At 39.5% G+C, this 22,940-nt stretch carries 21 protein-coding genes, 1 tRNA gene and 1 pseudogene; 7 read left to right on the forward strand and 16 right to left on the reverse strand.

Annotation, left to right across the window (positions count from 1 at the left end):
- Window positions 1-126: 126 nt before the first annotated feature.
- Window positions 127-702, forward strand: a complete 576-nt coding sequence (locus tag I588_RS24710) for a DUF1989 domain-containing protein (protein ID WP_010755864.1) — start codon at window positions 127-129, stop codon at window positions 700-702.
- 391 nt (window positions 703-1,093) lie between these two features.
- Here I588_RS24710 and I588_RS24715 read toward each other — a convergent pair whose 3' ends face one another.
- Window positions 1,094-1,873, reverse strand: coding sequence for a sigma factor-like helix-turn-helix DNA-binding protein (locus I588_RS24715; RefSeq protein WP_010755863.1), 780 nt, complete (start codon window positions 1,871-1,873; stop codon window positions 1,094-1,096).
- A gap of 399 nt (window positions 1,874-2,272) precedes the next feature.
- Window positions 2,273-2,343: transfer RNA gene (locus I588_RS24720), tRNA-Gly, on the reverse strand.
- A 198-nt stretch (window positions 2,344-2,541) separates the two neighbouring features.
- On the opposite strand from I588_RS24720, the gene I588_RS24725 reads away from it, so the two are divergent.
- Window positions 2,542-2,799, forward strand: coding sequence for a thioredoxin family protein (locus I588_RS24725; protein WP_281169968.1), 258 nt, complete (start codon window positions 2,542-2,544; stop codon window positions 2,797-2,799).
- Between the two features lie 140 nt (window positions 2,800-2,939).
- On the opposite strand, the gene I588_RS24730 is transcribed toward I588_RS24725, so the two are convergent.
- Window positions 2,940-3,581 carry a redox-sensing transcriptional repressor Rex gene (locus I588_RS24730; RefSeq protein WP_010755861.1) on the reverse strand — a complete coding sequence of 214 codons (642 nt, stop codon included), beginning with the start codon at window positions 3,579-3,581 and terminating at the stop codon, window positions 2,940-2,942.
- Between the two features lie 198 nt (window positions 3,582-3,779).
- On the opposite strand from I588_RS24730, the gene I588_RS24735 reads away from it, so the two are divergent.
- On the forward strand, window positions 3,780-5,714 hold the full coding sequence (locus I588_RS24735; RefSeq protein WP_010755860.1) for an ABC-F family ATP-binding cassette domain-containing protein: 1,935 nt from the start codon (window positions 3,780-3,782) through the stop codon (window positions 5,712-5,714).
- A 56-nt stretch (window positions 5,715-5,770) separates the two neighbouring features.
- Window positions 5,771-6,433, forward strand: coding sequence for a C39 family peptidase (locus I588_RS24740; protein WP_010755859.1), 663 nt, complete (start codon window positions 5,771-5,773; stop codon window positions 6,431-6,433).
- A gap of 226 nt (window positions 6,434-6,659) precedes the next feature.
- Here I588_RS24740 and I588_RS24745 read toward each other — a convergent pair whose 3' ends face one another.
- The 5 genes from I588_RS24745 to I588_RS24765 form a co-directional block, all read right to left on the reverse strand.
- Complete coding sequence (locus I588_RS24745) at window positions 6,660-7,082, reverse strand: GFA family protein (protein ID WP_010755858.1); 423 nt, start codon at window positions 7,080-7,082, stop codon at window positions 6,660-6,662.
- A 66-nt stretch (window positions 7,083-7,148) separates the two neighbouring features.
- Window positions 7,149-7,646 (reverse strand): GyrI-like domain-containing protein, encoded by a 498-nt coding sequence (locus tag I588_RS24750; protein ID WP_010755857.1) that lies wholly within the window; start codon window positions 7,644-7,646, stop codon window positions 7,149-7,151.
- A 194-nt stretch (window positions 7,647-7,840) separates the two neighbouring features.
- Entirely contained in the window at window positions 7,841-9,025 is a 1,185-nt protein-coding gene (locus I588_RS24755; RefSeq protein ID WP_245569555.1) for a sensor histidine kinase, read from the reverse strand.
- 126 nt (window positions 9,026-9,151) lie between these two features.
- The gene (locus tag I588_RS24760) at window positions 9,152-9,865 is read right to left on the reverse strand and encodes a LytR/AlgR family response regulator transcription factor (protein ID WP_010755855.1); all 714 of its coding nucleotides are present in this window, start codon (window positions 9,863-9,865) and stop codon (window positions 9,152-9,154) included.
- Between the two features lie 320 nt (window positions 9,866-10,185).
- Window positions 10,186-12,129 carry a heavy metal translocating P-type ATPase gene (locus tag I588_RS24765; protein ID WP_034692404.1) on the reverse strand — a complete coding sequence of 648 codons (1,944 nt, stop codon included), beginning with the start codon at window positions 12,127-12,129 and terminating at the stop codon, window positions 10,186-10,188.
- A 473-nt stretch (window positions 12,130-12,602) separates the two neighbouring features.
- Between I588_RS24765 and I588_RS24770 the strand changes: the two genes are divergently transcribed.
- Complete coding sequence (locus I588_RS24770; RefSeq protein WP_010755853.1) at window positions 12,603-13,952, forward strand: FAD-binding oxidoreductase; 1,350 nt, start codon at window positions 12,603-12,605, stop codon at window positions 13,950-13,952.
- 209 nt (window positions 13,953-14,161) lie between these two features.
- On the opposite strand, the gene I588_RS24775 is transcribed toward I588_RS24770, so the two are convergent.
- The 3 genes from I588_RS24775 to I588_RS24785 all read right to left on the reverse strand — a co-directional run bounded on the left by I588_RS24775 (window position 14,162) and on the right by I588_RS24785 (window position 16,714).
- Window positions 14,162-15,013, reverse strand: a complete 852-nt coding sequence (locus I588_RS24775) for a Cof-type HAD-IIB family hydrolase (RefSeq protein ID WP_010755852.1) — start codon at window positions 15,011-15,013, stop codon at window positions 14,162-14,164.
- 17 nt (window positions 15,014-15,030) lie between these two features.
- Window positions 15,031-15,777, reverse strand: a complete 747-nt coding sequence (locus tag I588_RS24780; protein WP_010755851.1) for a DeoR/GlpR family DNA-binding transcription regulator — start codon at window positions 15,775-15,777, stop codon at window positions 15,031-15,033.
- A gap of 163 nt (window positions 15,778-15,940) precedes the next feature.
- On the reverse strand, window positions 15,941-16,714 hold the full coding sequence (locus I588_RS24785; RefSeq protein WP_010755850.1) for an HAD family hydrolase: 774 nt from the start codon (window positions 16,712-16,714) through the stop codon (window positions 15,941-15,943).
- Window positions 16,715-16,893: 179 nt separating this feature from the next.
- Between I588_RS24785 and I588_RS27970 the strand changes: the two are divergent.
- Window positions 16,894-17,086, forward strand: a pseudogene (locus tag I588_RS27970) (alpha/beta hydrolase); the annotation flags it as partial.
- Between the two features lie 557 nt (window positions 17,087-17,643).
- Window positions 17,644-18,330 carry a phosphoribosylaminoimidazolesuccinocarboxamide synthase gene (locus I588_RS24790; RefSeq protein ID WP_010755849.1) on the forward strand — a complete coding sequence of 229 codons (687 nt, stop codon included), beginning with the start codon at window positions 17,644-17,646 and terminating at the stop codon, window positions 18,328-18,330.
- Between the two features lie 136 nt (window positions 18,331-18,466).
- Here I588_RS24790 and I588_RS24795 read toward each other — a convergent pair whose 3' ends face one another.
- From I588_RS24795 to I588_RS24815, 5 genes are read right to left on the reverse strand one after another with little or no spacing between them, the layout of a single operon-like run.
- On the reverse strand, window positions 18,467-19,537 hold the full coding sequence (locus I588_RS24795) for an ABC transporter substrate-binding protein (RefSeq protein WP_010755848.1): 1,071 nt from the start codon (window positions 19,535-19,537) through the stop codon (window positions 18,467-18,469).
- Window positions 19,534-20,379, reverse strand: a complete 846-nt coding sequence (locus I588_RS24800; RefSeq protein ID WP_010755847.1) for an ABC transporter permease — start codon at window positions 20,377-20,379, stop codon at window positions 19,534-19,536. The genes I588_RS24795 and I588_RS24800 overlap by 4 nt, the downstream gene beginning before the upstream one ends.
- Window positions 20,379-21,185, reverse strand: a complete 807-nt coding sequence (locus tag I588_RS24805) for an ABC transporter permease (protein WP_010755846.1) — start codon at window positions 21,183-21,185, stop codon at window positions 20,379-20,381. Before I588_RS24805 ends, I588_RS24800 begins: the two co-directional genes overlap by 1 nt.
- A gap of 12 nt (window positions 21,186-21,197) precedes the next feature.
- Complete coding sequence (locus I588_RS24810) at window positions 21,198-22,283, reverse strand: ABC transporter ATP-binding protein (RefSeq protein WP_010755845.1); 1,086 nt, start codon at window positions 22,281-22,283, stop codon at window positions 21,198-21,200.
- A gap of 59 nt (window positions 22,284-22,342) precedes the next feature.
- Window positions 22,343-22,885, reverse strand: a complete 543-nt coding sequence (locus tag I588_RS24815) for a helix-turn-helix domain-containing protein (RefSeq protein WP_010755844.1) — start codon at window positions 22,883-22,885, stop codon at window positions 22,343-22,345.
- Window positions 22,886-22,940: the final 55 nt, after the last annotated feature.

The following is a 22,940-nucleotide window of genomic DNA, read 5'->3' on the forward strand; positions in this document are numbered from 1 at the left end:
TGTAGCCTTTTTAAATTGTAGAATGGTCGGTTAGTTACAGACAAAATTGTCTACTAAAGCAACTATCCACTTCCCTTATCTCTCATGATATACTTTAGTAAATTAAGGATTGAGGTGGACGTTTCTATGAAAGAATATATCATTGAGCCCTGTAGTGGCGAACAAATTGCAGTATCTAAGGGACAGCAAATTGAAGTTATCGATATTGATGGAGGACAGGTTGTTGATTTCTTCGCCCACATGAAGGGAGATTCCAGCGAATTTGTATCTCCAGGGGTTACGATTGATTGTAACGAATCTCTAAAACTATCAATTGGCAGCTTGATTTATTCCAATAAATACAAATCGATGTTCAAAGTTTTATTTGATGATGTTCGTGAGCATGATTTATTACATCCCTGTTGCCGTCCTGAAATGTACGAATTCTTTTATCAAAACGGTGAGAATCATCCGAGTTGCTTTGATAACATTAACCAGGCTTTGGGAACTGATTATCCGATTATTCGACCTATCAATCTTTTCATGTATACGAAAGTCAACGCTGACAGCAGTATCGAGGTTTGTGCTCCCTTATCTAAAGCAAACGATAAAATCGTTCTTGAAGCATTGGAAGACGTGATACTGGGTGTAGCTGCTTGTAGTGTTTCAGAAAGTTCCTGTAATAACGGCAAATGTACGGCGATCAAGGTAACTGTTAGCTAATATTTTTATACCTAATTAATCGTCATTTAGATAACTGACGAGGCAGATCATTACGCAAGATTTACTTTACCGAGAATATCTAGGCGCTCTCGCCCGCTTCGGAAATTATTTGTCTTTCTTGCTTCTGTTCTGCCTCATTTACTATTTCTTGTAATTTCTCTTCATCCAGCTATTTTTCGTCAATAGTGCATTCAAAATTCTTATAATCTAACTGACCACAGTTAGGATTTACTTTTTTATCGGCTCTTAATTCTTATCCTTGTGCTTGTTTTTTCATCAGATGGTGAATGTGAAATCTAACTATCTGATGGCACTTCCTACAACTAATTACGGGGTGATTCTCGTTAGTGATTCACTGAGTCCTTTAAGCTATGAGCCCTACTGCAACACATTACCCTTTGTAAAAGTAGCGAGAACTGCCACCTTCGCCAAAGAGAAACATTCGTCTGAGTTTATCGGTTTCTTTGCTTTTTTCCTTTGAAGAGTTTTCCTGATCAGCTATAGGATCTATTTGGCTAATAATAGATTTTGGATTACTATTCATCTTTTGCGCGTTCCTTTTGGCGCGTTCAATTATTCGACTTACTTGAGTAACGCTTTTATTTATCTCTTTTCCAATTTGTTCATAGGTCTTCCCTGCTCTACGCATTAGAATGATCTTTTTGTGCTCATTATTTAAGGTATCTATGTTAATAGTAGCTAACTCGTTGATGATTCTATTCAACCTTTTCTGTTTGTTCGCTAAGATTCTTTGTTCTTCTTGCTGCTTCTTTTTGCAAATAATACAGCCGACTCTCCTATCCATATCTTCACCACAGTTAGGGCATTTGATCGTGTTTCGCTCCTTTTCTGCTTTTTTTCTTTCCCAGACAAGGGTGCCGTCATCCCAGATCAGATTGTCCACTCCAAAATCTCGAGGATTGTCATTTTTAAATAGTAGAAATCGTTTCTGATCAGGGTTCGGCAGAAAGGCCTCCGCCATTAGACGGTAAACGGATAAATCAACATACTTGCCCTCTTCTGTCCGATACCTAACTATAGGGATTTCTTTCTTCATTGCTTTGTTATAATAGATATGAGGAACCTTCTTAGATCCATCCTTCTGAATTCTGAAAATCGTTCCATCTTCAAATATTTCAAAATTTCCATCAGCTACAATTGCACTTCTCATATGTTCACCTGTTTCTTCAATATTTTTGCTTTATTACTTGGGTAATCTTGTTGTGTAATTATGTAACAGTTGGGTTGGTATAAATTTGGTTCTTCTTATAATGCTTATAAAATTTACTTTTAGATTTGATATAGTTTCCTTAATAAGAGATTTTATATTTCGTTATTTATACCAAATTTAAGTATACTAAAAAAATCTAGTTTATTGAACTAAATATTGAAACTTAATTACATTTTTTCAGGAAAGATTTCAGAGGTAGAAATAGCGATTTGGGGAATGTTCAATTTTTTGGGTTTTAGGGTGGGAAAAATGGTGAAGTAAACTTAATTTAGTACCAGAAAAAAAGACCAGTACCACTATAATGTAGATAGTAGTCTGGTCCAAAATTTAATCTAACTAAGCGGGTGACGAGAATCGAACTCGCGACGGAAGCTTGGGAAGCTTCTGTTTTACCACTAAACTACACCCGCATAACACTAAGAATTATAACGCTGATTATTTAATCTCGCAAGTAAAAATGCTGTTGCAAACAGAACCGTTGACTTATCAGCACTTTCCCCTTACCTTTGAATAAAGGGGTGATTGACATGGATACGCTTAAAACAGTTCTGAAGGCGATTCAAACGGAGCCTATTGCTGTGGTATTCATTTCCACTAAGGATTGAGGGATCTGTCGGGTAGACGAACCTCGCGTGCGAGGGATTGCAGAGAAACAACAGATTCCGTTTTATCATTTGGATCTTATGGATGAACCTGAATTGGCTAGTTACTTTGAGGTTTTGACTGTACCAGCGGTTATTGTTTATCACCATGGACAGGAAGCGTTGCGGCAGGCGCGCTTTATTGGACACCGTCAGATCAAGGAATTATTGGAAATGCTGCCGCAGGACGATGGTCCGACTGATTATGATAAGCTTTTTAACTAACACGCTGCGGCGTGTTTTTTCTATGGGATTCTCAATTAGCGGAAATTTTGCTGCTAATTGATTCTGATAGTTTGTGAAAATCAGCTTATCTTGGCGCTCATTGATGCACAAGGACAAAGAAAATAAGCAAGTCAAAAGACTTACTTATTGTCCTCGTAATTGTGATGTAAGAAATAGATCAAGGTTTGCAGCTCGTTGGTTAAATCAACACTTTGAATAATGACATTATCCGGTGCAGACAAGCGAGCAGCGGTAAAGTTCAGAATGCCTTTGATTCCAGCATCAACTAATTTATCCACTACCGGTTGTGCTTCTTGTGCCGGAATAGTTAAAATAGCAATTTCGATATGCTGCAATTTGATTTGTTCTACCATGCTGTCCATTGGATAAACTGGGATACCGTCTACAATGCGTCCCACAATATCTTCTTTGATATCAAAGGCGCAGCTGACACGGATACTGTTGCTTTGATGGAACTTGAATTTCAACAAAGCACTTCCTAAATTACCGACTCCGACTAAAGCAACATTTGTCAATTGATCGTCATTTAGGATCTTTCCGAAGAAATTCATCAGATCTTCAACATCGTAGCCATACCCACGTTTCCCTAATTCTCCAAAATATGAAAAGTCGCGGCGAATAGTTGCGCTATCGACTTGAATTGCTTCACTTAATTCTGTTGAGGAAACTTTCGTTTTTCCAGCAGTATTTAGAATACGCAGATAACGATAGTATAAGGGCAATCGTTTAACCGTCGCTTTTGGTATTGCTTGTTCTTTCACAATATCTCCCCTTTACATTGAAATTATTACTCTTTCCAGACCCTATCATATCAATAATTAGCTAGTAAATGCAACGCCTCTGCTCAAATAATTGTGAAATAATCACGAATCTTTAAGAAAGGGGGTACAGACCTCACCAGAATGGCAAAAATATGGTAGACTAAAAGCACTCGAAGAATAACTAATAAGGAAGATTTTATGCTATTATTACAAGCCAATCAAATTGCTCGTTACTTTGGTGCCGAGACATTATTTGAAAACATTCACCTAGAAATTGACAGTCGCGCCCGCATTGGTTTAGTCGGACGCAACGGTGCTGGAAAATCAACATTATTGAAAATCATCGCTGGAATCGACCCACCAGATGCCGGCCAAATTACCAAAAATAAGCAGGCCACTTTGGGCTATTTAGCACAGGATACTGGTCTAGCCTCTTGTGAAACTGTTTGGAATGAAATGTTAAAAGCCTTCGCTCCAGTCATTGCAATGGAAAAGCGAATGCGTGAAGTAGAATTGGCTATCAGCCAAGCAAGCGAATCAGACAATAACTACGACTCCTTAATGAAGGAATACGATCAGCTGCAGCATGACTTTAATGAGTCCAACGGCTATGGCTACGAAAATGAAATTCGCAGCGTGCTGCACGGTTTCAAATTCGATGAGAGCTTCTATGAAAAGCCGATTGATACCTTATCCGGTGGTCAAAAGACGCGTCTAGCTTTGGCTAGAATGCTGCTGGTTCGGCCAGATATTTTGATTCTGGATGAGCCCACCAACCACTTGGATATTGAGACCTTAGCCTGGCTAGAGGATTACCTGCAGGGCTATACTGGTGCGTTACTAATTGTTTCCCATGACCGGTACTTCTTGGATCGAGTGGTAAACGAGATTTATGAGATTTCTCGACGCAAGATGACTCATTACAATGGAAATTATTCTAAATATCTTGATCAAAAAGCCGCTCAGCTGGCTAGTGATTGGAAGGCCTATGAAAAACAACAGGCTGAGATTGATAAGCTGGAGGATTTTGTGGCACGCAACTTAGTGCGCGCCTCTACTACTAAACGAGCGCAAAGTCGTCGGAAAACCTTAGAGAAAATGGATCGGTTGGACCGACCTGACGGCAAGGAAAAATCGGCCCGTTTTATGTTTGCGATTGAAAAAGCTTCCGGCAATGTGGTTTTACAACTGGAGGATGCAGCAATCGGCTATGAAGACATTCTTTCTGAGCCAGTCAATTTAGACGTTCGTCGTCAAGATGCGATTGCCTTGGTTGGACCAAACGGGATCGGCAAGTCTACCCTGTTGAAATCCTTAATCGGCCAGATTCCTTTTATTAAGGGTGAAGCTCATTTTGGAACCAATGTCTCAATTGGGTACTATGATCAAACGCAAGCTGAGCTGAGTGGAAATAAAACGATTTTGGCTGAGCTGTGGGATGAGCATCCAACGACACCTGAGAAGGATATTCGTACGGTATTAGGCGGTTTCTTGTTTAGCGGTGAGGATGTTGAGAAGACGATTCCTTTATTAAGTGGTGGCGAAAAAGCCCGGGTTGCTCTAGCGAAGCTGTCGATGGATCGAGAAAACTTTTTGATTCTAGATGAGCCGACTAACCACCTGGATATTGATAACAAAGAAGTTTTGGAAAATGCCTTGATTGATTATGAGGGTACCTTGCTCTTTGTTTCTCATGACCGTTACTTCATTAATCGGATTGCCACCAAAGTCATTGAGCTGTCGCCAGAAGGCAGCAAGCTTTACTTAGGGGATTACGATTATTATTTGGAGAAGAAACGGGAAGAAGAGGAAATCGCTGAGCTGTTAGCAGAGGAAACTGCTGAAGCTGCACCGCCGCCTAAGAATAAATTCTATCAGGATAAAGAAACTCAAAAAATGATTCGCAGTCTACGGCGAAAGGTTGAAGCAACTGAAGAAGCCTTAGCTGCTTTGGATACTACCATCGCACAGCTGGAACAGGCAATGGTTCAGCCAGATGTCTTGAACGATCATGTTCGCTTGATGGAATTGACCCAGGAATTGGAGCAGCATAAGGCTGACCAAGAGGAGCAAATGGCCGCCTGGGAAGAATTGAGTTTGGAGTTAGAGGAAATGGACGAAGCTACATCTTAAGTCGGATGACACCGGTAGCCTGTTAGGGTTTAATAGGGTTAACGGAGGTGTACCTCGTGAAGAAAAAGAAGAGTGTGCTCCCTGTATTATTGGGGAGCTTTTTAATTATTGCCAGTGCCTGTATTTTTGCCATTCGGGTATTAAGCGAACCAGCGATCACAGTTCCCCCTGCTTTTGCGGATGACGCGAATCGTCATTTAAGCGAACAGGGACAAGATATGACTTTGATGCTGCAAACTGATCCGCAGTGGGCCGCAACTCCTTATGGCAGCGGATCGGATCGAAATGACCTGGCTACCAATGGTTGTGCCATTACCTCGTTGGCAATGGTCTTATCCTATTACCAAAAACGATTCGTGGCCCCTACTGAAATTCTAAGCTGGTCACAGGATCGGTACTATGTGAGTGGACAGGGAACTGCTTGGTCGATTTTTCCAGACTTTGCCACAAATTATCACCTGTCGTATGAAGAGCTAGGTTTGGATGCTGGACGAATTCAAGAACGTTTACAGCAAAATCAACCCGTTGTCCTTTCGGTTAAACCCGGCGAATTTACTGGCGTCGGTCATATTATGGTCATAAAAAAGGATGTCGCCAGTGATCAAATTGTGGTATTTGATCCTAACGACTCACCGGAAAAGCATCACTATCAAAACAGCTATGGGCTTGATTATATTTTGAGTCAAAGTGCGAATGCCTGGGCTTTTGCACCTCTATAAGGAAGTTTTGAACACGGCTCTCAATTTGCACCAGACATACAGATTACATGTACGGCAGCCCGCATTGATTACGACTGTCTTAGATAGTATTTTGAAGGATTGACCTCTCCTGGTCTGTCCTTTTTTTATTGAAACAATCAAGAGCATTTTTTCAACAAAAAAGCTGGTACTATTGCTCCGAGAAAGAGACAGCACCAACTATTCTTAAACATTCCAAATTGAAGTTCTATTCATGGAAATTTTCTTGTATCATTCTCATGATATCTGCTTCCGTCAGTTTTTTAGTGTCATTTTTAAAGCTGTAATAATTAGGCTTTTGATCATAATATACTTCAAGAGACAATTCGGTACCTTCTTTATCTTCAAATAGACCAATCGGAATATTATAGGTATCCATTGCCAGCAGGTGATAAAAAAGATTCGAGCCGCAGCAAGAACAAAACCCTCTTTCCGCCCATTCAGATGATTTGTACTTTGTCACTAAATGTTCATTCTTGATTGTAATGTTCTCTGATGTTCCACCTTCAACAGTCATTAAAGGTCCTGAGCTCCATTTCCGACACATCGAACAATGACACGCACCTACTTCAGAATGAAAGTCTTTCACTTCGATCGATACTTTGCCACATAAACATGTTCCAGTTTTCATGTTGTTCTCCTCTTCTACTTATGCTTTTCAGCTAATAGTTTTAATATATTCCTTCTATAAGTATGCTTATTTTCTTCTCACTGGCACCCAAATTTCCATATCTTCACCTTGTGAATAGACCTCCATATCTGGTCCATTAGAAGACATTTCCCCTGTCATGTAACCAGTGTTCAGCAACTCATATTCTTCTGATTCAGGTCCCCATTTTGTAACAATCTCAAGCTGAGTTGTCCCTGCTGTTTTGCCAGTACAAGGGAAAACAGCCCACGTATTAGCTGGAACTTCGACTTCTTCTAGTCCTTCAGGTGTTTCAGCAGTCGTTGCCGCGGCAATGTAATAATCGAATTTCTTACTATCCTCTGGGTCAACGTTGTAAAAGCTTGCTCCGATCACGCCGAATGGTTCACGATCAATTAAAGGTGCAACTACTTCCTGTTTATTTGCTGAGATAAACTGATTCCAGAAAGCTTCGCAATCCTTCATGCCCTGCTGCTTGTCATTGGTTGAACTCATTTTCACACCTGCTAATTTGAAATTTCCTAATTCTACGATTCTGTATTCCATTGTCATTTCCTCCATTTATGTGTGTTTTATCTTTGCTACACCTATAATTTATCATCCCAAGAAGACTTTTTAGACTAGTTGTCATGTTTGGCTAGGTTTCTCGTCATGCTTACACATAAAATGCTTCATGGATTAGCTTTTATACAACAAGCTAATCCATGAAGCTTAACATTGACAATAATGTTTAGAAATATTTATTCATCCTTTGTTGAAAATAAACTAAAAGAAAGCTTGAAGGAATAGTCATCAATCACTGGATTCAAGTTTCCGTGATATTTTTCAACAATTTGGCGAATTGATTTTAGTCCTAAGCCATGATTGTTTTTGTCTATTTTCCGTGTGAGTAATGATGTAACCTTTCCATCGGTACTGTTCTCACAGGAAACTGTCAATGAATGATTGAAATACATCATTTTTAATTGAATATATTTCCGACTATCGCAAAGCTCACAGGCTTCACGAGCATTATCCAAAATATTCCCAATCAACGAAGACAAGTCTGTATCAGAAAAACCAATGGCTTCTGGACATTTAATGTCAAAATCACAAGTGATTCCAGCCTGCTTGATTTTTTGATAATGCAATCTTAATAGAGCATTTAATCCCGTATGCTGCGTAAATGAGGGCAGTTCATTTGAATCCAGTTGTTGGATCAGTTCGTTGATTTGCTGATTCGCTTTAGCTTCTTTATTTGTTTCTAAGTAACCGGCAACTGAATACAATTGATTCTTCAAATCGTGCTTAATTTTACGAACTTCCTGCTGATGCTTTTCAACTTGCTGATAATATTCTTCCAAAAGCTCGTGGCGTTGTTCTTGTAATTGATACTCTTGATTTTTCTTGGTCAGACTGTCAGACATTTCAAAGGCGATATAAAACAAAAGCAACAGTAAACCAATTGCTCCCATCAAAAAATAGTCTCTGATTAAAAAAGTGTTTGTACCCATTACGCTGATGATCAAGATACCTAATGATGCGGTACAAGTCAGTGCGATCAATAATTGAATGATCGAAAAATTTCTTTGAATCGATATGTCTCTTTTCTTTCGTGAAGACCATAAAGAAAAAACCAATAAAAGATTGATGATCATCGCTACTTTATTCCCTAAACCATTGGTAAAGAAAATATAAAGCTCCTTCTCTGGCAGAATCATTCTTGAGAACATAGCTACAACCGTTTCACTAATAATAGTGAAAACGAGATAAAGTATAGCAACAAGCCCCTTCTGATAGATCTTTCCAATAAAGAAAAACTGCGTACAGAACAAAAAGCACAAAATGCATAAAAAGTTCAAAAAAAAGCGCAATTGTCCAAAATCTGGGTCATTTACAACTATACTCAAATAGTAATAAGGAATCGCCAAAAGATACAACCACAAAAAAAGACTCCTTTTAGGTACTTTTGACTTCACAGGGAAAAAACTAAGAAATAATAAACCTGTACATAAGGTAAGCAATATCGTAACTGGAAAAAAATCCCCTAAAATCTCCACTTCTTCACCTCCCTAACGTGATAGAACAAACTGCTGGAACTGCTCATGGAAAGATCCGTGAAACTTCTTGCTGATGGGTAATTTCTCTCCATCCTTTAGATAGACGGCATTACTTTCCACCGTATTCAGGCTTTCTAGATTGATGATAATGGAATTGTGAATTTGAGCGAATAAGACACCTTTAACCTGTTCCCGGGCATCCTTCAGCGTTCCGTAATATTCATACGTCTCTCCATCAGTCGTATGAAGAAAGATCTTTCTACCTGAACTTTCAATATAGCTGATCTGGGATAAGAAAAATGTATAGATTTTCTTCTGTGATACAAATTGGAAAATGCCTTTGCGCTTTTGCAAATAATTCACTGCAGAGGTTATGATTCCCAAAACCTTTTCTTTATTAACGGACTTAACGATAAATTGAAACGCCAAAACCTCAAAGGCTTCAGACATCAACTCAGCATGGCTAGTCATAAAAATGATTACAGCATCGGGATCGGCTTTCCGAATCTGAGCCGCCGTCGCTAAACCATCTGTTCCTTCCATCTCAATATCCAATAAGTACATATGAAAAAAGTTTGGCTGCTGCTTTAAATAAGCTAACAAAGCATCACCAGAAAAAAATACCTCTGTACTATATTTATTTGTCTCTCCATGAAAGACCTGATCGACTAATTCTTCAATTTGACCGCTCATCAATCGATCATCATCGCATATAGCTATATTCATCTGTCGCTCCTTTTGATAACGTTTACTCTATTATACCTAAAAACTTCCTCCTGCTGGTTTCAAATTGTATCGATTCTTTCAGTTTTAGATACGTTACGTAGACAGCTAGCCAAGTACCCTGCGTGGCACACAAAAAAATCCCTCTCGCTTTTTTTGCGAGAAGGATTTTTTAAAGGGGGAAAAAGATTTGATCTAGGGATGTCTTTACTATAGTCCACAGTCATGAAAATTTATTGATCATTTTCAGAGTTTTTGTGAGATGTTTTTAAAGAAAATTTGAAGATGTGGTCTTCCCTTTTTTATGGTAGAAAGATTCCCTTTTACAAATAGTTCTTCGGTGTTCTCAACATTCTCAAAGCATTCAGGATAACGGCAATGGTACTTCCTTCGTGCAGGATGACACCAATTGTAATATCCATTTTACCTAGAAAGTTCAAGGTTACGAGAAACAGAACGACAAACATGGAGAACAAAATATTTTGCCAAGTGATGCGGTTCATTTTTTTACTCAATTGATGCGCATAGACTAACTTCGACAAATCATTTTTCATTAATACCAAGTCTGCAACATCCATCGCTACATCGGTTCCATCCCCCATCGCTACACCGACATCCGCTGTAACCAATGCTGGCGCATCATTAATACCGTCCCCTAGCATTCCGGTTGAGCCATATTTTTGCTGCTGCTCCTGTACAATGCTGGCTTTGTCTTCAGGCATTACGTTGGCAATCACTTCATCCACCCCGATTTGCTTTCCAACGGCTTCACCGGTCAATTTGGCATCGCCAGTGATCATGGTAGTGTGCAGCCCAGCTTCCTTGAAATAGCTAACGGCATCTTTCGCATATTGATTGGGAACATCCATTAAAGCAATTAAGCCGATTACCTGTTCATCCTTGCCGATAAAGACGACTGTTTTTCCTTGAGAGGATAATTCTTGCTGCTGCTTTCTGTAATCTAACGAAGCATTGATAAAGGATGAGGGTTTACCAATACGGTAATTGCTATTTTGGTAATTGGTTGACAATCCGCGGCCTACTTCGTTTTCGACGGTTACTTCTAACTCCTGACGACTTGGAAATTTATTGATAATCGCTGCAGCCAATGGATGATTGGACTGCTTTTCCATCGCAACAACTAGATTGATTATTTCGTCTTCCTTCAACGTATTTGCGATCACATAATCAGTCACTACTGGTTTGCCATCGGTTAAGGTCCCTGTTTTATCAAAGGAAATGGCTTTAAGCTCTTGTAATTTAGAAAGGTACGCTCCACCCTTAACCAGCACACCTTTTTTTGAAAGATTGGAAATTGTTGCTAAGGTCGTTGGTACGGCACTAGCAGCTAATGCACAGGGTGACACAGAGATCAGGTACACCATGCTGCGGTAAAGACTCATTTGCCAGGTCCAGCCAAATACATAGGGACCTGCTAACAATACTAATGGAAACAGGAGCAAAACGATCGTTACATATTTAGGCTCCAGTCGTTGGATCAAGGTTGCTGTTTTAGTCAAACTTTTTTGTGATTGGTTAACCATTTGTAATATCTTGGCGAAAACTGTCTCCGAGCTGTCCTTGGTTACCTTCATCGTAAAGGTTCCTGAACCATTGATGGTACTGCCATATACTTCGTCACCAACGTTTTTTTCTTTTGGCATACTTTCACCATTAATCGAAGCTTCATCGATGGCAGTTGTTCCGCTAAGAATAATCCCGTCAGTCGGAACCTGTGCGCCGTTTAAAACCTGCAGCGTGTCCCCTACTTTTACTTGATCTACTGGAACGACTTTGGTAGAACCATCGGAATAAAGAACACGTGCTTCAGTTGGATTCAAATTAAGCAGATTAGTAATTTCCCGTTTGCTCTTACCGTCCACATATTCTTCGAGAAAATGAGCACCAGCAAAAATCACAATCAACATTGCTGCTTCTTCAAAATTACCAATCGCAATTGCGCCTGCTGTTGCCAATGCCATTAAGAAATGGACATTCGGCTGGAATTTCTTAGCTGCCGCTGAATTTCGAAACGTGTCCCCAACACCCTCTAAAATAATATGGTAGCCTGCAGTAATTACGGCCACCAGGAAAGCAATGTTAGCAAATTGCTCATTGCTGCCTTCTAAAAGAAATCCTCCGATAAATGCTGCTACCCCAACAAAAAACATAATGATAGTAAATTTCCCACCATGACTGTGGTCATGTTCGTGGTTATGGTCATGATCTGTTTCGTGTTTGCGGTGATTCATTGTTAGTTTCTCCATTTTTTAACACCCCTTCTGACATGCGTTTACATGAACGGTTACTCATATGTTGATTACATTATACATGAATGATTATTCATGTGTCAACTGGTTTTATTTCTTCTTTTTAATTGATCAAAGGAGCTGCTTACTCCTGTGGATTCGATTATTTAGACCTCAGTAGAGATACTAATTTTAAGCTATCTGGCATATATTTTTCAGAACTGAAGCACTGCTAGATTTCACTACTTACCAAACTTTGTTAGCTCAGCACAATGAAAAAGCTGAAGCTATTTCTTACGATGATATGATGAAAAAGTTAGGATTTTAACGATGACCTATAGAAAGAAAGAGAAATATTCTGACTTACTCTTCATCGCAAAACGACCCATTCCACTCTGCTTACAAGGAAAGCGATTATTTTTTACAATTTCAACCATCCATGAGATAATTCTCTAATTAAGCAACAAATACATCGAGATGGAGGGTTTAACATGGAAAAAGCAATTCCAGAACTACCAGCTTCTCTGAAAAATGTTGCAGTGTTCCCTGAAGACAATCGTTATGACAAAGTACGGGCAAATGATTATAAGGTTGGTCATCCAAAAATGGTGATCTTGGCAGAAACGGAAGAACACGTATCTGAAGCAATAAACTTTGCCGCTAGAATGAATCAAGAACAGCAAATAAAGTTTCCCCTTTCGATAAAAAGTGGTGGTCATGGATTGTCCGCAACCTCAGTGAACGACGATGGAATGATTTTAGATCTCTCGCGCCTGAATCAGATTACTATTGTCGATGAAGAAAAGGGATTAGTTAAAATACAGGCAGGGGCTCTCTGGGGAGAGGTAGCTCAACAGCTTAATCCTCACCATTTAGCCATTTCTAGTGGTGACCACGGCGATACTGGTGTGGGCGGATTAGCTGTATCTGGCGGAATGGGCATCCTTTTGCGTTCCTATGGACTCACGATTGATAAAGTTGTTGGTGCCACAATTATTACGGCCGATGGAAAAAAACATTGGGTAGATCACGAAAACGAACCTGAACTTTTTTGGGGTATTCGGGGTGGTGGCGGCCAATTCGGAGTAGTCACCGAATTTTTGTTCCAAGCAGATAAAGCGGTTCCAACAATATCAGGTTTCTCAGTTCCGATCGTCGTGCAAACGGTTGATTACTCGATCAAGCATTTACCAGCGTTCATTGAAGCCTGGCATCAATGGTTTGATTCTTCATCAACAAAACTAACTAGTATTTTACTGCTAAACGCTGGTGATGATGACACCATTGTTGTGCAGGGAAGAAATTTTTGGTATGGAGATGACTCCGCACAATCCAGAGAGGTCTTCGAAAAAGCCAATAATCTAGGTAAAGTGCTGAAAGAAAATCAGCAATCTATGGAATACTCAGATTTTGTCAAGGCTCAGCATACCCCACTCGAAGGGAAAAATACTGCCTATGGAAAAAATGTTTTAGTTGCGCACATCTCGGAAACTATTGCTAAGGAAATTCAGTATTTACTTGATAAACCATTTGGTTATGGCGTAGAGCTTCGTTCTCTTGGTGGTGCTGTTAATCAACCCACCTCCTCTTTTAACGCCTGGCCTTATCGTCAAGAAGAGGTTATGATTGCTTACTGGGTAAATAAGGACTATGTAGAAGAAGCCAATAGACTATTCCAACCTTTCCTTGAATATGGCGATGGCGTATACGGTGCTTATTCTAGTGATGCAAGCACAATAGAAACCAGTCACGTTTGGAATAGTGAAGCTGCTGATCGGTTAAGAGCTCTGAACAGAAGATATGATCCTGAGCAATTGTTTACTCAGAATCGGAGACTATAAAATCCAATTTAATTATCGTACACGGACCTAAGGAAAATCCTTGGGTTCTTTTTCCTATATGTAAAAGACCTAGCAGCTGCTAAGTCTAATTTTATTCTCTATTTGTTTTTGATAAATATTTTGAATATTATTGTTTCGGTGAGTACTTCCTCACGTCTAAAGTCACAAGTACAAGCACCCTGTTCGCATTCTACAAACAGTACGTCCTTTTAGCTGAAACTTTCCGTTGTTTCTTGAAAAATGTATTGCGCGATAGCCTTTGACGCACCATTTTGATTATTCGCAGCCGTTACGATAGTTGCACTGCGTTTAACTTCCTGCGGCGCATTTCCCATTGCCACACCCAAACCAGCTAATGTCAGCATTGGCATGTCGTTATAGTTGTCGCCGATCGCCATGGTATTGTCTAAAGAAATGTTGAAATATTCAGCTATCTCGATCAATGCTCGTTCCTTTGAAACTGCTTGATGAGTGACCTCTAGATAATTTTCTTTTGATAAGTAAAAGGCACTATTTTTTAAACCTAGCCCTTGGCAAAATTGCTGCAACTGTTGAACTTCAGTTGTTTCTCCCATTAATAAAAACTTGTGTACTGGTGTCTTCTTGTCACGAACCAACGAACTAAAATTTTCTAAAATCGGCTCCTCATTAGTGATTGCTGCTTCACTTTCCGACCATTTATCTAATTTCTCGACATACCAGTTCTGATTAGAATACAGGTTAATTGATATTTGTGGAAAATGCTGCTGGATTGCTTCTAGCAATACTTCCACTTCATTTTTGTCTAAGCTATGACTAAAGATGGGAACATAGCCTTTTTCGGGATCATTTTTCAGCACTAAAGCTCCATTATAGCTGGCAATTGGATCTCGGGTTATTCCTACTTGCTCTGCCAAAGGAATGATTCCTTTGGGTGATCGCGCAGACGCCAGTACAAAGGGAGTTTCTCTGTTTTTCAATCCCTTAATCTGACTACTTAATTCACTATCTAGTTGATGAGTATCATCCAGAATGGTTCCGTCAATATCGCTGATTACTAACTTTATTTCCTTGTAGCTCATCGTACTTTCCTCCTACCCTAGATAATTATTTCCACTTCATTTTTAAATGCTGCTAACTGGTTCTCGTCGGGCATTTTGTCAGTAACAAAATAGTCAAAATCTGTAATTTTACCAATGGCATAAGTAGAGATTTTTCTAAACTTTGCCCGCTCAGCCAAAAGGACTTTTTTTTCAGCAATATGCATTATTTGTCGTTTTACCAAAGCATCCTCTTCATTTTCAAAACGAACGTAGCCATCCTTCAAACCTGCTGCTCCCAAAAATACTGCATCAAAATGGACATCAGCTAAGGCTTCCGTTTCAGCTAAAGAATAGAAGAAGCGATTCTTTGGGAAAAATTTTCCACCTAAAAGATAATAGGTTACCTTAGATTTACTGCTTAAACTGTTTGCAACATCTAACGAATGGGTATAAATCGTTGTTTCTTTCTCAATGAGTTGGGCCAGCATCAAAGTAATACTGGATACGTCTAAAAAATACGTCCCCCCTGTTTGGATCAGTGCTGCAGCTTTTTGAGCAATTTCCCTCTTCTCAAGTTCTGATTCCTTCAGTCTGGTACTTAACGAAAGCACCTCATTCTCTTCAGCGATCGCAATAATACCGCCATGGGTCCGCAATGCCTTCCCTTCACTTGCCAAAATACTAAAATCTCTGCGAATGGTATCTCTTGATACGTCAAAATAATCCATCATTTCCTTAGCAGATAAAGCTTCCTTTGCTTTTAACAGCTGTTGGAGTTCACGTAATCGCTCTTCCTGATACATAGCCTTCACCTCTCTTATAGCTTACCACACCTTAAGCATTTACGCTATTTTATATGTATTTATAAGTAATTATGTGTATTTAATGCTTGTAACCATTAAAAAACCAGATAAGTTTTTACCCTCATCTGGTTTCCTGTTTTATTCTAAAGTCACACTTTGGCGATTATATCCAACCAAACTTCTTGCAGGCATTAAAAATCCCATCGTCTACATTCGCCTCGGTTACATAATCAGCCTTTGCTTTTAACTCCTCCGTGGCGTTACCCATCGCAATATTGGTCCACTGCGGATGAAACATTACTAAGTCATTCGTATCATCGCCAAACACGACCACATCCGCTAAATCACCGTTTAACTTCTCCATCATATCGACAATACCCGCATATTTATCGTCATACTGAAACATCAGGTATTCTGGAACAAAGCGCAAATTACCTAACGTATCCTTCAAGGTCAGCTTCTCTTCCTCTTCTTTGGAAATCGAAAGATAAATTTTATAAATCGTATCTAAGCTGCTGAAATCCAGTTCCGGGTCTATCACATATTCAGTCGGCTCCTGGCGCTCGCCAACCTGCTCTACAAACCGATTGTCCTTTGCCCATACCTTAATTGAATCATCCAGCATAACCAATACGCCATAGCCTAACTCATCTGCCTGATTAATAATTGCCCGAGCTTTTTCTGTATCCAATGGTCGATTGTGCAGCAGCTCGTTATTGTAAACTAACGCCCCTCCTCCAGCACACACCATGTTCTTTAAGCCAATTTCTTCCATAAATGAAATGGCTTTGTAATGAGCACGGCCCGTTGCTATTGCGACAAAATGCCCGTTTTCTTGCAGCTGCATCAATGCTTCCACAGCACTAGGAACTGCCTGATGAGTCTTGCGGTCAGTTAATGTTCCATCAATATCGAAAAAAAAGTATTTCTTAGCCAAAAAAATTCCTCCCTCTGCGCCAATTAGTTACCAGTATCGTATCCCCGCCATTATAGCATGAAAAAGCTGCCTGCTTAGACTGCTTTTAGTAGAAAAGATGGGGGCGAAATCTTTTTTGCTAATTTTTCCTATTTTAGCCCTTGCCCTAAAGCTAGGTTTAGGAGCTATTCTGAGAATTCTGTGGCTGGGGAGAAATGGCTCTAAATGCCGCAGCTGTTGATCCGTGAACTAAAGCAACTATCACTTCAACTATGTACGATATGACTCGTGTGAATGCTCAGGGATACCTTGATGCAATGGGATGAAGCCGCTCGTTATGAGGCCCGTAAAACCTTGAATACTCAGCAAATTGAAAATTTTAAAAATGGAGATATGCTAAAGCTGGCGCTAATGGTGCTAAAGAAAAGGCACTAATGATTAATAAAGTGGTCTTGCCAAATCCACGCAAGGAACTAGTCGAAAGTCTGATTCAATAACTAATGAAAAATAGAAAGAGAGCTGTTTTGTCTTATTAAAGACTTAGCAGCTTTTTTTCACAGATTCTATATTTGTTTTAGCGTCTAAAGAAATTGGTTTGGAGCTTCGCTTATTAAAATAGAGTTTATCGATATGGCAAAATAATCAGGTGCTGATCCATTATTGATGCTCACAATCTATCTCAACTGTTAGTCTCTGATATTTCATTATCTGACTTTCAGGTTGCCTAGTTAATTGAAATCCTCCTGAAATAAAAGTTCGTTACGTCAAAACAAAATACGAACGAAATACATAATTGAAATATATTTAAAACGGTTTTTGCACTCACCATGTGTTAAATCCGAACTTTACCTAGATTATTTTAGCTAAAAACCGAAAAATCATCGACAGTAAAAATATTGGGTGTTATTATTTGTGAAGATACGTGATATTTTAGAGAAGGCGGGAAAAATATGAAGGAATTGTACGATGGCAAAACAAAGACAGTTTTACTTGATGAGGAAAACAAAGAAGTTCACTTACTGTTTAAGGATAGTGCAACTGGCGAGGATGGCGTCTTTGATCCAGGCTCTAACACGGTTGGCGGCAGTGTTGCTGGTAAAGGGAAAATTGGCTTAGCTATTTCCCAATACTTTTTTGAATTAATGGAAAAAAATGGGATTCCGACTCATTACCTTGGTGCAGATATTGAAAAAGGTTTAATGAAGGTTCGTCAGTTAACTGTACCGAATTTAGAATTTGTTTTACGCTATTTCACAGCTGGAAGTATGTGTCGCCGTTTCACCTTGCCAGAAGGCTTACCTTTCGATCCTCCTTATTTAGAGGTTACATTAAAAGATGACGATCAAGGAGATCCCCTGATTACAGATCGTTTGTGCCAAATGAAAGGCATTTTAAAACCTGGCCAATTCGATGAAGGTCTCGATATTTTGACAAAAGTTGGTGCAGTTCTTCGAAATACTTTAGCCGACATGAACTTGACATTGATTGATTTCAAAATTGAAATTGGTTACGATGATCAAGGGAAAATGTATGTCGTTGATGAAATTACCCCTGATATTTGGCGTGTTAAAGATGAGAATGGCAACATTCCTAACCAAATTGACTGTGCAAAATTGATTTTAGATAAAATTCAATAACCACTTAGAAGGGCCTGTGACAAAAAATCACAGGCCCTTAAACATGCATAAACAGTATGGATAAAGCATTACCGCTCACTAGTTGGCATTCTATAGTTTAATTGGTTGTGGCTTACTTCAATAACTACTATTGCCACTACTTTCGGTACATCTTAAATTCCAAATACAAATCATTATAAATCTGCAAGTATTCTGGTCCTAAGTCTTTATAGACCTCTAGGTGGCTGATGGTTTCATCATCAGGATAGAATTGCTTGTCTTCAGAAATTTCTTTAGGCAGCATAGCCATTGCTACTTTATTGGGTGTGGAGTAACCAATATATTCCGCATTGATTTTAGCATTTTCAGGACGCAGCATGAAGTTAATGAAATCATAAGCTCCCTGTTGATTCTTCGATGTCTTAGGAATGACAATATTATCAAACCATAAATTCGAGCCTTCAGGGGGAATTACATAGTGCAGGTGCTCATTTTGCCCCATCATATCTGCTGCTTCACCAGAAAAGGTTACCGCAACAGCACTTTCTTCGTTAGCCATATACATTTTGATTTCATCGGCAACAATTGCCTTCACATTGGGAGTCAATTCGTTTAGCTTATTAGTTGCCTGCCGTAATTGCTCCATATTTTTACTGTTAATTGAATGACCAAAGGTAGTCAAAGACAACCCCATTACTTCCCGCGCTCCATCAATTAACATGATATTGTTTTGCAGCTCAGGTCGCCACAAATCTTCCCAATGCTTGATTTTGTCCCCATCAATAAACTTATCATTATAAACAATCCCCAAGGTTCCCCAGAAATAAGGAATCGAATATTGATTGTTCTTGTCAAAATCCAAATCCAAAAAGCGCGGATCAATATTTTCTAATCCTTTGATTTTGCTATGGTCTAATGGTAGTAAAAGATTTTCTTTTTTCATCTTTTGAATCATGTATTCACTAGGAATCGTGATGTCATAAGAGGTTCCGCCCTGCTTAATCTTGGCTTCCATTGCTTCATTGGAGTCAAAGGTTTCATAATTTACTTTGTAGCCATATTCCTTCTCAAACTGTTTGATCAAATCGGGATCAATATAATCGCCCCAATTGTAAATATTCAGCACATTGGAACTGGCATTGCTGGCTTGATTTAAACGAAAATCGAAAAAGGTCAGCAGCAAAATGATGGCAATAACGCCAATGAAAAGTGATTGCAGCTTTCTCATTTTAAGACTGCCACCTCCTCAAATTCTCGTTTACGTTTTTTGGCCTTTTTAGTATTGTCACGGCTGATAAAGTAGTAACCGATCACCAAAATTAACGAGAAGATAAAGACTAAGGTCGATAGCGCATTAATTTCTAGACTAATGCCTTGTCGTGCTCTTGAATAAATTTCAACAGATAAAGTAGAAAATCCATTCCCAGTAACGAAAAAGGTAACCGCAAAGTCATCCAGTGAATAAGTAAAGGCCATAAAGTAACCAGCAATAATCCCTGGTGTCAAAAAAGGCAGCACGATATTACTCAATACCTGAAGATTATTTGCACCTAAGTCACGAGCCGCATCAATCATCGAATCGTTCATCTCCTGCAGCTTAGGCAGGACCATCAACACAACAATCGGAATACTAAAAGCTACGTGAGACAGCAGCACACTAACAAATCCTAATTGGAAACTGCGCAGATAACCGCCTAGCATTGTAAATAAAATCAAAAAGCTGGCACCAATAATAACATCTGGCGAAACCATCAGAATATTATTTAAACCTAATAATGCATTGCGGGAACCCCGCTTACGCGTATAGTAAATCGACATTGCGCCAAAGGTTCCAATCGCCGTGGCAATCAGCGCTGAGAGAAAGGCTAAAACAAAAGTTTGCAGCACAATACTAATCAAACGGGTATCAGAAAACAAGGTTTCGTAATGCTCCCAAGTAAATCCCGTAAAGCTGGTCATCGTTCCACCCGCATTAAAAGAATAGAAAATCAAATAGAAAATCGGCACGTATAGCAGAACAAACACGAGAATCAAATAAAGATTCGACCATGAAAAGCGTCTTTTTTTCATTAAACCCGCCCTCCTTTTCTACGCTCGCCAGTTAGCATCATGACAATAAACATGGCGAAAATCAGGATAACCCCAATTGTCGAACCCATGCCCCAGTTTTGAGTAACCAGAAAATGCTCCTCGATAGCGGTCCCTAACGTAATTACCCGGTTTCCACCTATTAAACGAGTTAGCATGAATAGAGAAAGTGACGGAATAAAAACCGCTTGTACACCACTTTTTACTCCATTCATCGACAACGGTAAAATAACCCGACGAAACGTATCGAAGCTGTTGGCTCCTAGGTCACGACTAGCACTAATTAATGAAGGGTTGATTTCCTCTAGCGCATTAAAAATCGGCATAATCATAAAAGGCAGCTCAATATAAGCAGCCACAAACATAAAGCTGAAATCCGTAAACAGCAGCTGCTTTGGTCCAATACCAATAAAGGAGAGAAACTCATTGATTGATCCATTAGTGCTGAAAATACCAATAAATGCATAGGCCTTCAGCAGCAAATTAATCCATGTCGGCAAAACCACCAGCAACAATAATAACTGCCGATGCTTCAGCTTCGAAAGAAAATAAGCAGTTGGGTAGCTGATAAGCAAGGTCATTAAAGTAATTAAAAAGGCAAATAAAACAGAATTCAAAGTCATACCTAGATAGGTCTTTGAAGTTAAATACGTATGATAGTTGTTCAAGGTAAAGTTGCCGTTCATATCAAAAAAGGATTGATAGATGATTAAAATCACCGGCGCAATTACAAAGAACAGCAGCCAAAAATAGTACGGGATCGAATAAATTCGTCGCATACTTCTCATCACAAATCCCCCCTACTCTTCGTAGCTTTCTAAACGAGCATCAAATTCTTCTTCAGTCTCGTTGAAACGCATGACATGAATATCCTCAGGTTCAAAGGCTAAACCAACCTTAGTACCTTCTTTGGCCTTACGAGTTGAATGCACCATCCATTCGTTGCCATCCTGGTCAATACCGACAATTTCGTAGTGAACACCGCGGAACAACTGGGTATTAACTGTAACTACCAGTTTACCTTTTTCTGGTGAAGTGATCGTCAAATCTTCTGGACGCAACACCACCTCCACAGGTTCATTTGGACGCATCCCACTATCGACACACTCAAATTCCTTACCAACAAATTTTACCAAGTTGTCTTCGATCATTTCACCTGAGACAATATTGCTTTCACCTACGAAATCAGCAACAAAGTGATTGATAGGCTCATCATAGATATCCACCGGCGTCCCACTTTGAACAATTTCACCCTTGTTCATAACAAAGATTTCATCACTCATAGCCAAAGCTTCTTCCTGATCATGGGTAACGAAAATAAAGGTAATGCCTAGTCGTTTTTGCAGCTCCCGCAATTCATATTGCATATCCGTACGCAGCTTTAAATCTAGGGCAGACAAAGGCTCATCTAGTAAAAGAATTTTCGGTTCGTTGACAATTGCTCGGGCAATCGCCACTCGTTGACGCTGACCACCAGACATTTCTGTGATCTCTCGATTTTCATAGCCTGGCAGCTGTACAACACGCAATGCATCCTTCACCTTTTTTTCGATTTCGCTCTTTGGCAGCTTTTTGATTTTCAAGCCAAAAGCGACATTATCAAAAACATTCATATGAGGAAACAATGCGTAATCTTGAAACACAGTATTTACTTGACGTTTATTAGCTGGGACATCATTCATTCGTTTGCCTTCTAAATAAATGTCGCCTGCACTTGCATCTGTGAACCCAGCAATAATCCGCAAAATGGTGGTTTTCCCACAGCCAGACGGCCCTAATAAAGTGTAGAAACGTCCTTCTTCTATATCAAAACTAACATTTTTTAATACTGGTTCATCATCGTACTCTTTTATGACATTGTTAAAAGAAATAATTGTGTTTGCCATGATTCGCTCCTTCACATCGACGAACGATTCTTATTTCAGAAGACTGTTCGTTCTTTATTTTATAAGTAAGACTCTGTCGCCACGACTAACACCTTGGCTGGCTTACTGCCGTGGTTCTGCAGCCGATGAGGTTTACTGGCCTCATAGTAAATACTTTCCCCAGCGCGCGCGACAAAATAGTCATCTCCAAACTGCAGTCCGAGGGTTCCTTCTAGAACGTAAATGAAGGTTTCTGACAAGGAAGGAGAAAATTGTTTGTATTGTCCCTTTTTCTCTAATGTTAGCAGGATAGGTTCCATTTCTTTTTCATTGGACTCCGGGATCAGCCATTTGATGTGATACCCGTTGGTTTCGTCACTGTATGAAGTGGTATCCTCTTCTTTATAAAGGATTTTTTGCTCACCGGTTTTTTGACTAAAAAATTGCTCCGGTGTTACGCCTAAAACTTCTAAAATATCGAAAAAGGTTTCCATTGAGGGCGAGCTTAAGTCTCGCTCCAGCTGGGAAATATACCCCTTGGACAAATCTGTCCGTTCCCCCAGCTCTTCTTGCGTTAGATTTTTTTGAATGCGTAAATTTTTCAGCTTCTCGCCAATTTCCATTAAGCCTCGCCCCCTTGTTTGGTAAAAGTAAACTTCCTGTTTAATAGCACCATTA

Source organism: Enterococcus pallens ATCC BAA-351, from assembly GCF_000407485.1.
Taxonomy (GTDB): domain Bacteria; phylum Bacillota; class Bacilli; order Lactobacillales; family Enterococcaceae; genus Enterococcus_A; species Enterococcus_A pallens.

What these genes read in the sequence shown, in the direction of transcription:
- I588_RS24810 (WP_010755845.1), bottom strand. Translation starts at nt 22,283, where the DNA reads ATGGCAAACACAATTATTTCTTTTAACAATGTCATAAAAGAGTACGAT.
- I588_RS24750 (WP_010755857.1), bottom strand. Translation starts at nt 7,646, where the DNA reads ATGGAATACAGAATCGTAGAATTAGGAAATTTCAAATTAGCAGGTGTG.
- I588_RS24745 (WP_010755858.1), bottom strand. Translation starts at nt 7,082, where the DNA reads ATGAAAACTGGAACATGTTTATGTGGCAAAGTATCGATCGAAGTGAAA.
- I588_RS24800 (WP_010755847.1), bottom strand. Translation starts at nt 20,379, where the DNA reads ATGAAAAAAAGACGCTTTTCATGGTCGAATCTTTATTTGATTCTCGTG.
- I588_RS24775 (WP_010755852.1), bottom strand. Translation starts at nt 15,013, where the DNA reads ATGAGCTACAAGGAAATAAAGTTAGTAATCAGCGATATTGACGGAACC.
- I588_RS24770 (WP_010755853.1), top strand. Translation starts at nt 12,603, where the DNA reads ATGGAAAAAGCAATTCCAGAACTACCAGCTTCTCTGAAAAATGTTGCA.
- I588_RS24760 (WP_010755855.1), bottom strand. Translation starts at nt 9,865, where the DNA reads ATGAATATAGCTATATGCGATGATGATCGATTGATGAGCGGTCAAATT.
- I588_RS24780 (WP_010755851.1), bottom strand. Translation starts at nt 15,777, where the DNA reads ATGTATCAGGAAGAGCGATTACGTGAACTCCAACAGCTGTTAAAAGCA.
- I588_RS24815 (WP_010755844.1), bottom strand. Translation starts at nt 22,885, where the DNA reads ATGGAAATTGGCGAGAAGCTGAAAAATTTACGCATTCAAAAAAATCTA.
- I588_RS24715 (WP_010755863.1), bottom strand. Translation starts at nt 1,873, where the DNA reads ATGAGAAGTGCAATTGTAGCTGATGGAAATTTTGAAATATTTGAAGAT.
- I588_RS24735 (WP_010755860.1), top strand. Translation starts at nt 3,780, where the DNA reads ATGCTATTATTACAAGCCAATCAAATTGCTCGTTACTTTGGTGCCGAG.
- I588_RS24805 (WP_010755846.1), bottom strand. Translation starts at nt 21,185, where the DNA reads ATGAGAAGTATGCGACGAATTTATTCGATCCCGTACTATTTTTGGCTG.
- I588_RS24710 (WP_010755864.1), top strand. Translation starts at nt 127, where the DNA reads ATGAAAGAATATATCATTGAGCCCTGTAGTGGCGAACAAATTGCAGTA.
- I588_RS24790 (WP_010755849.1), top strand. Translation starts at nt 17,644, where the DNA reads ATGAAGGAATTGTACGATGGCAAAACAAAGACAGTTTTACTTGATGAG.
- I588_RS24795 (WP_010755848.1), bottom strand. Translation starts at nt 19,537, where the DNA reads ATGAGAAAGCTGCAATCACTTTTCATTGGCGTTATTGCCATCATTTTG.
- I588_RS24765 (WP_034692404.1), bottom strand. Translation starts at nt 12,129, where the DNA reads ATGGAGAAACTAACAATGAATCACCGCAAACACGAAACAGATCATGAC.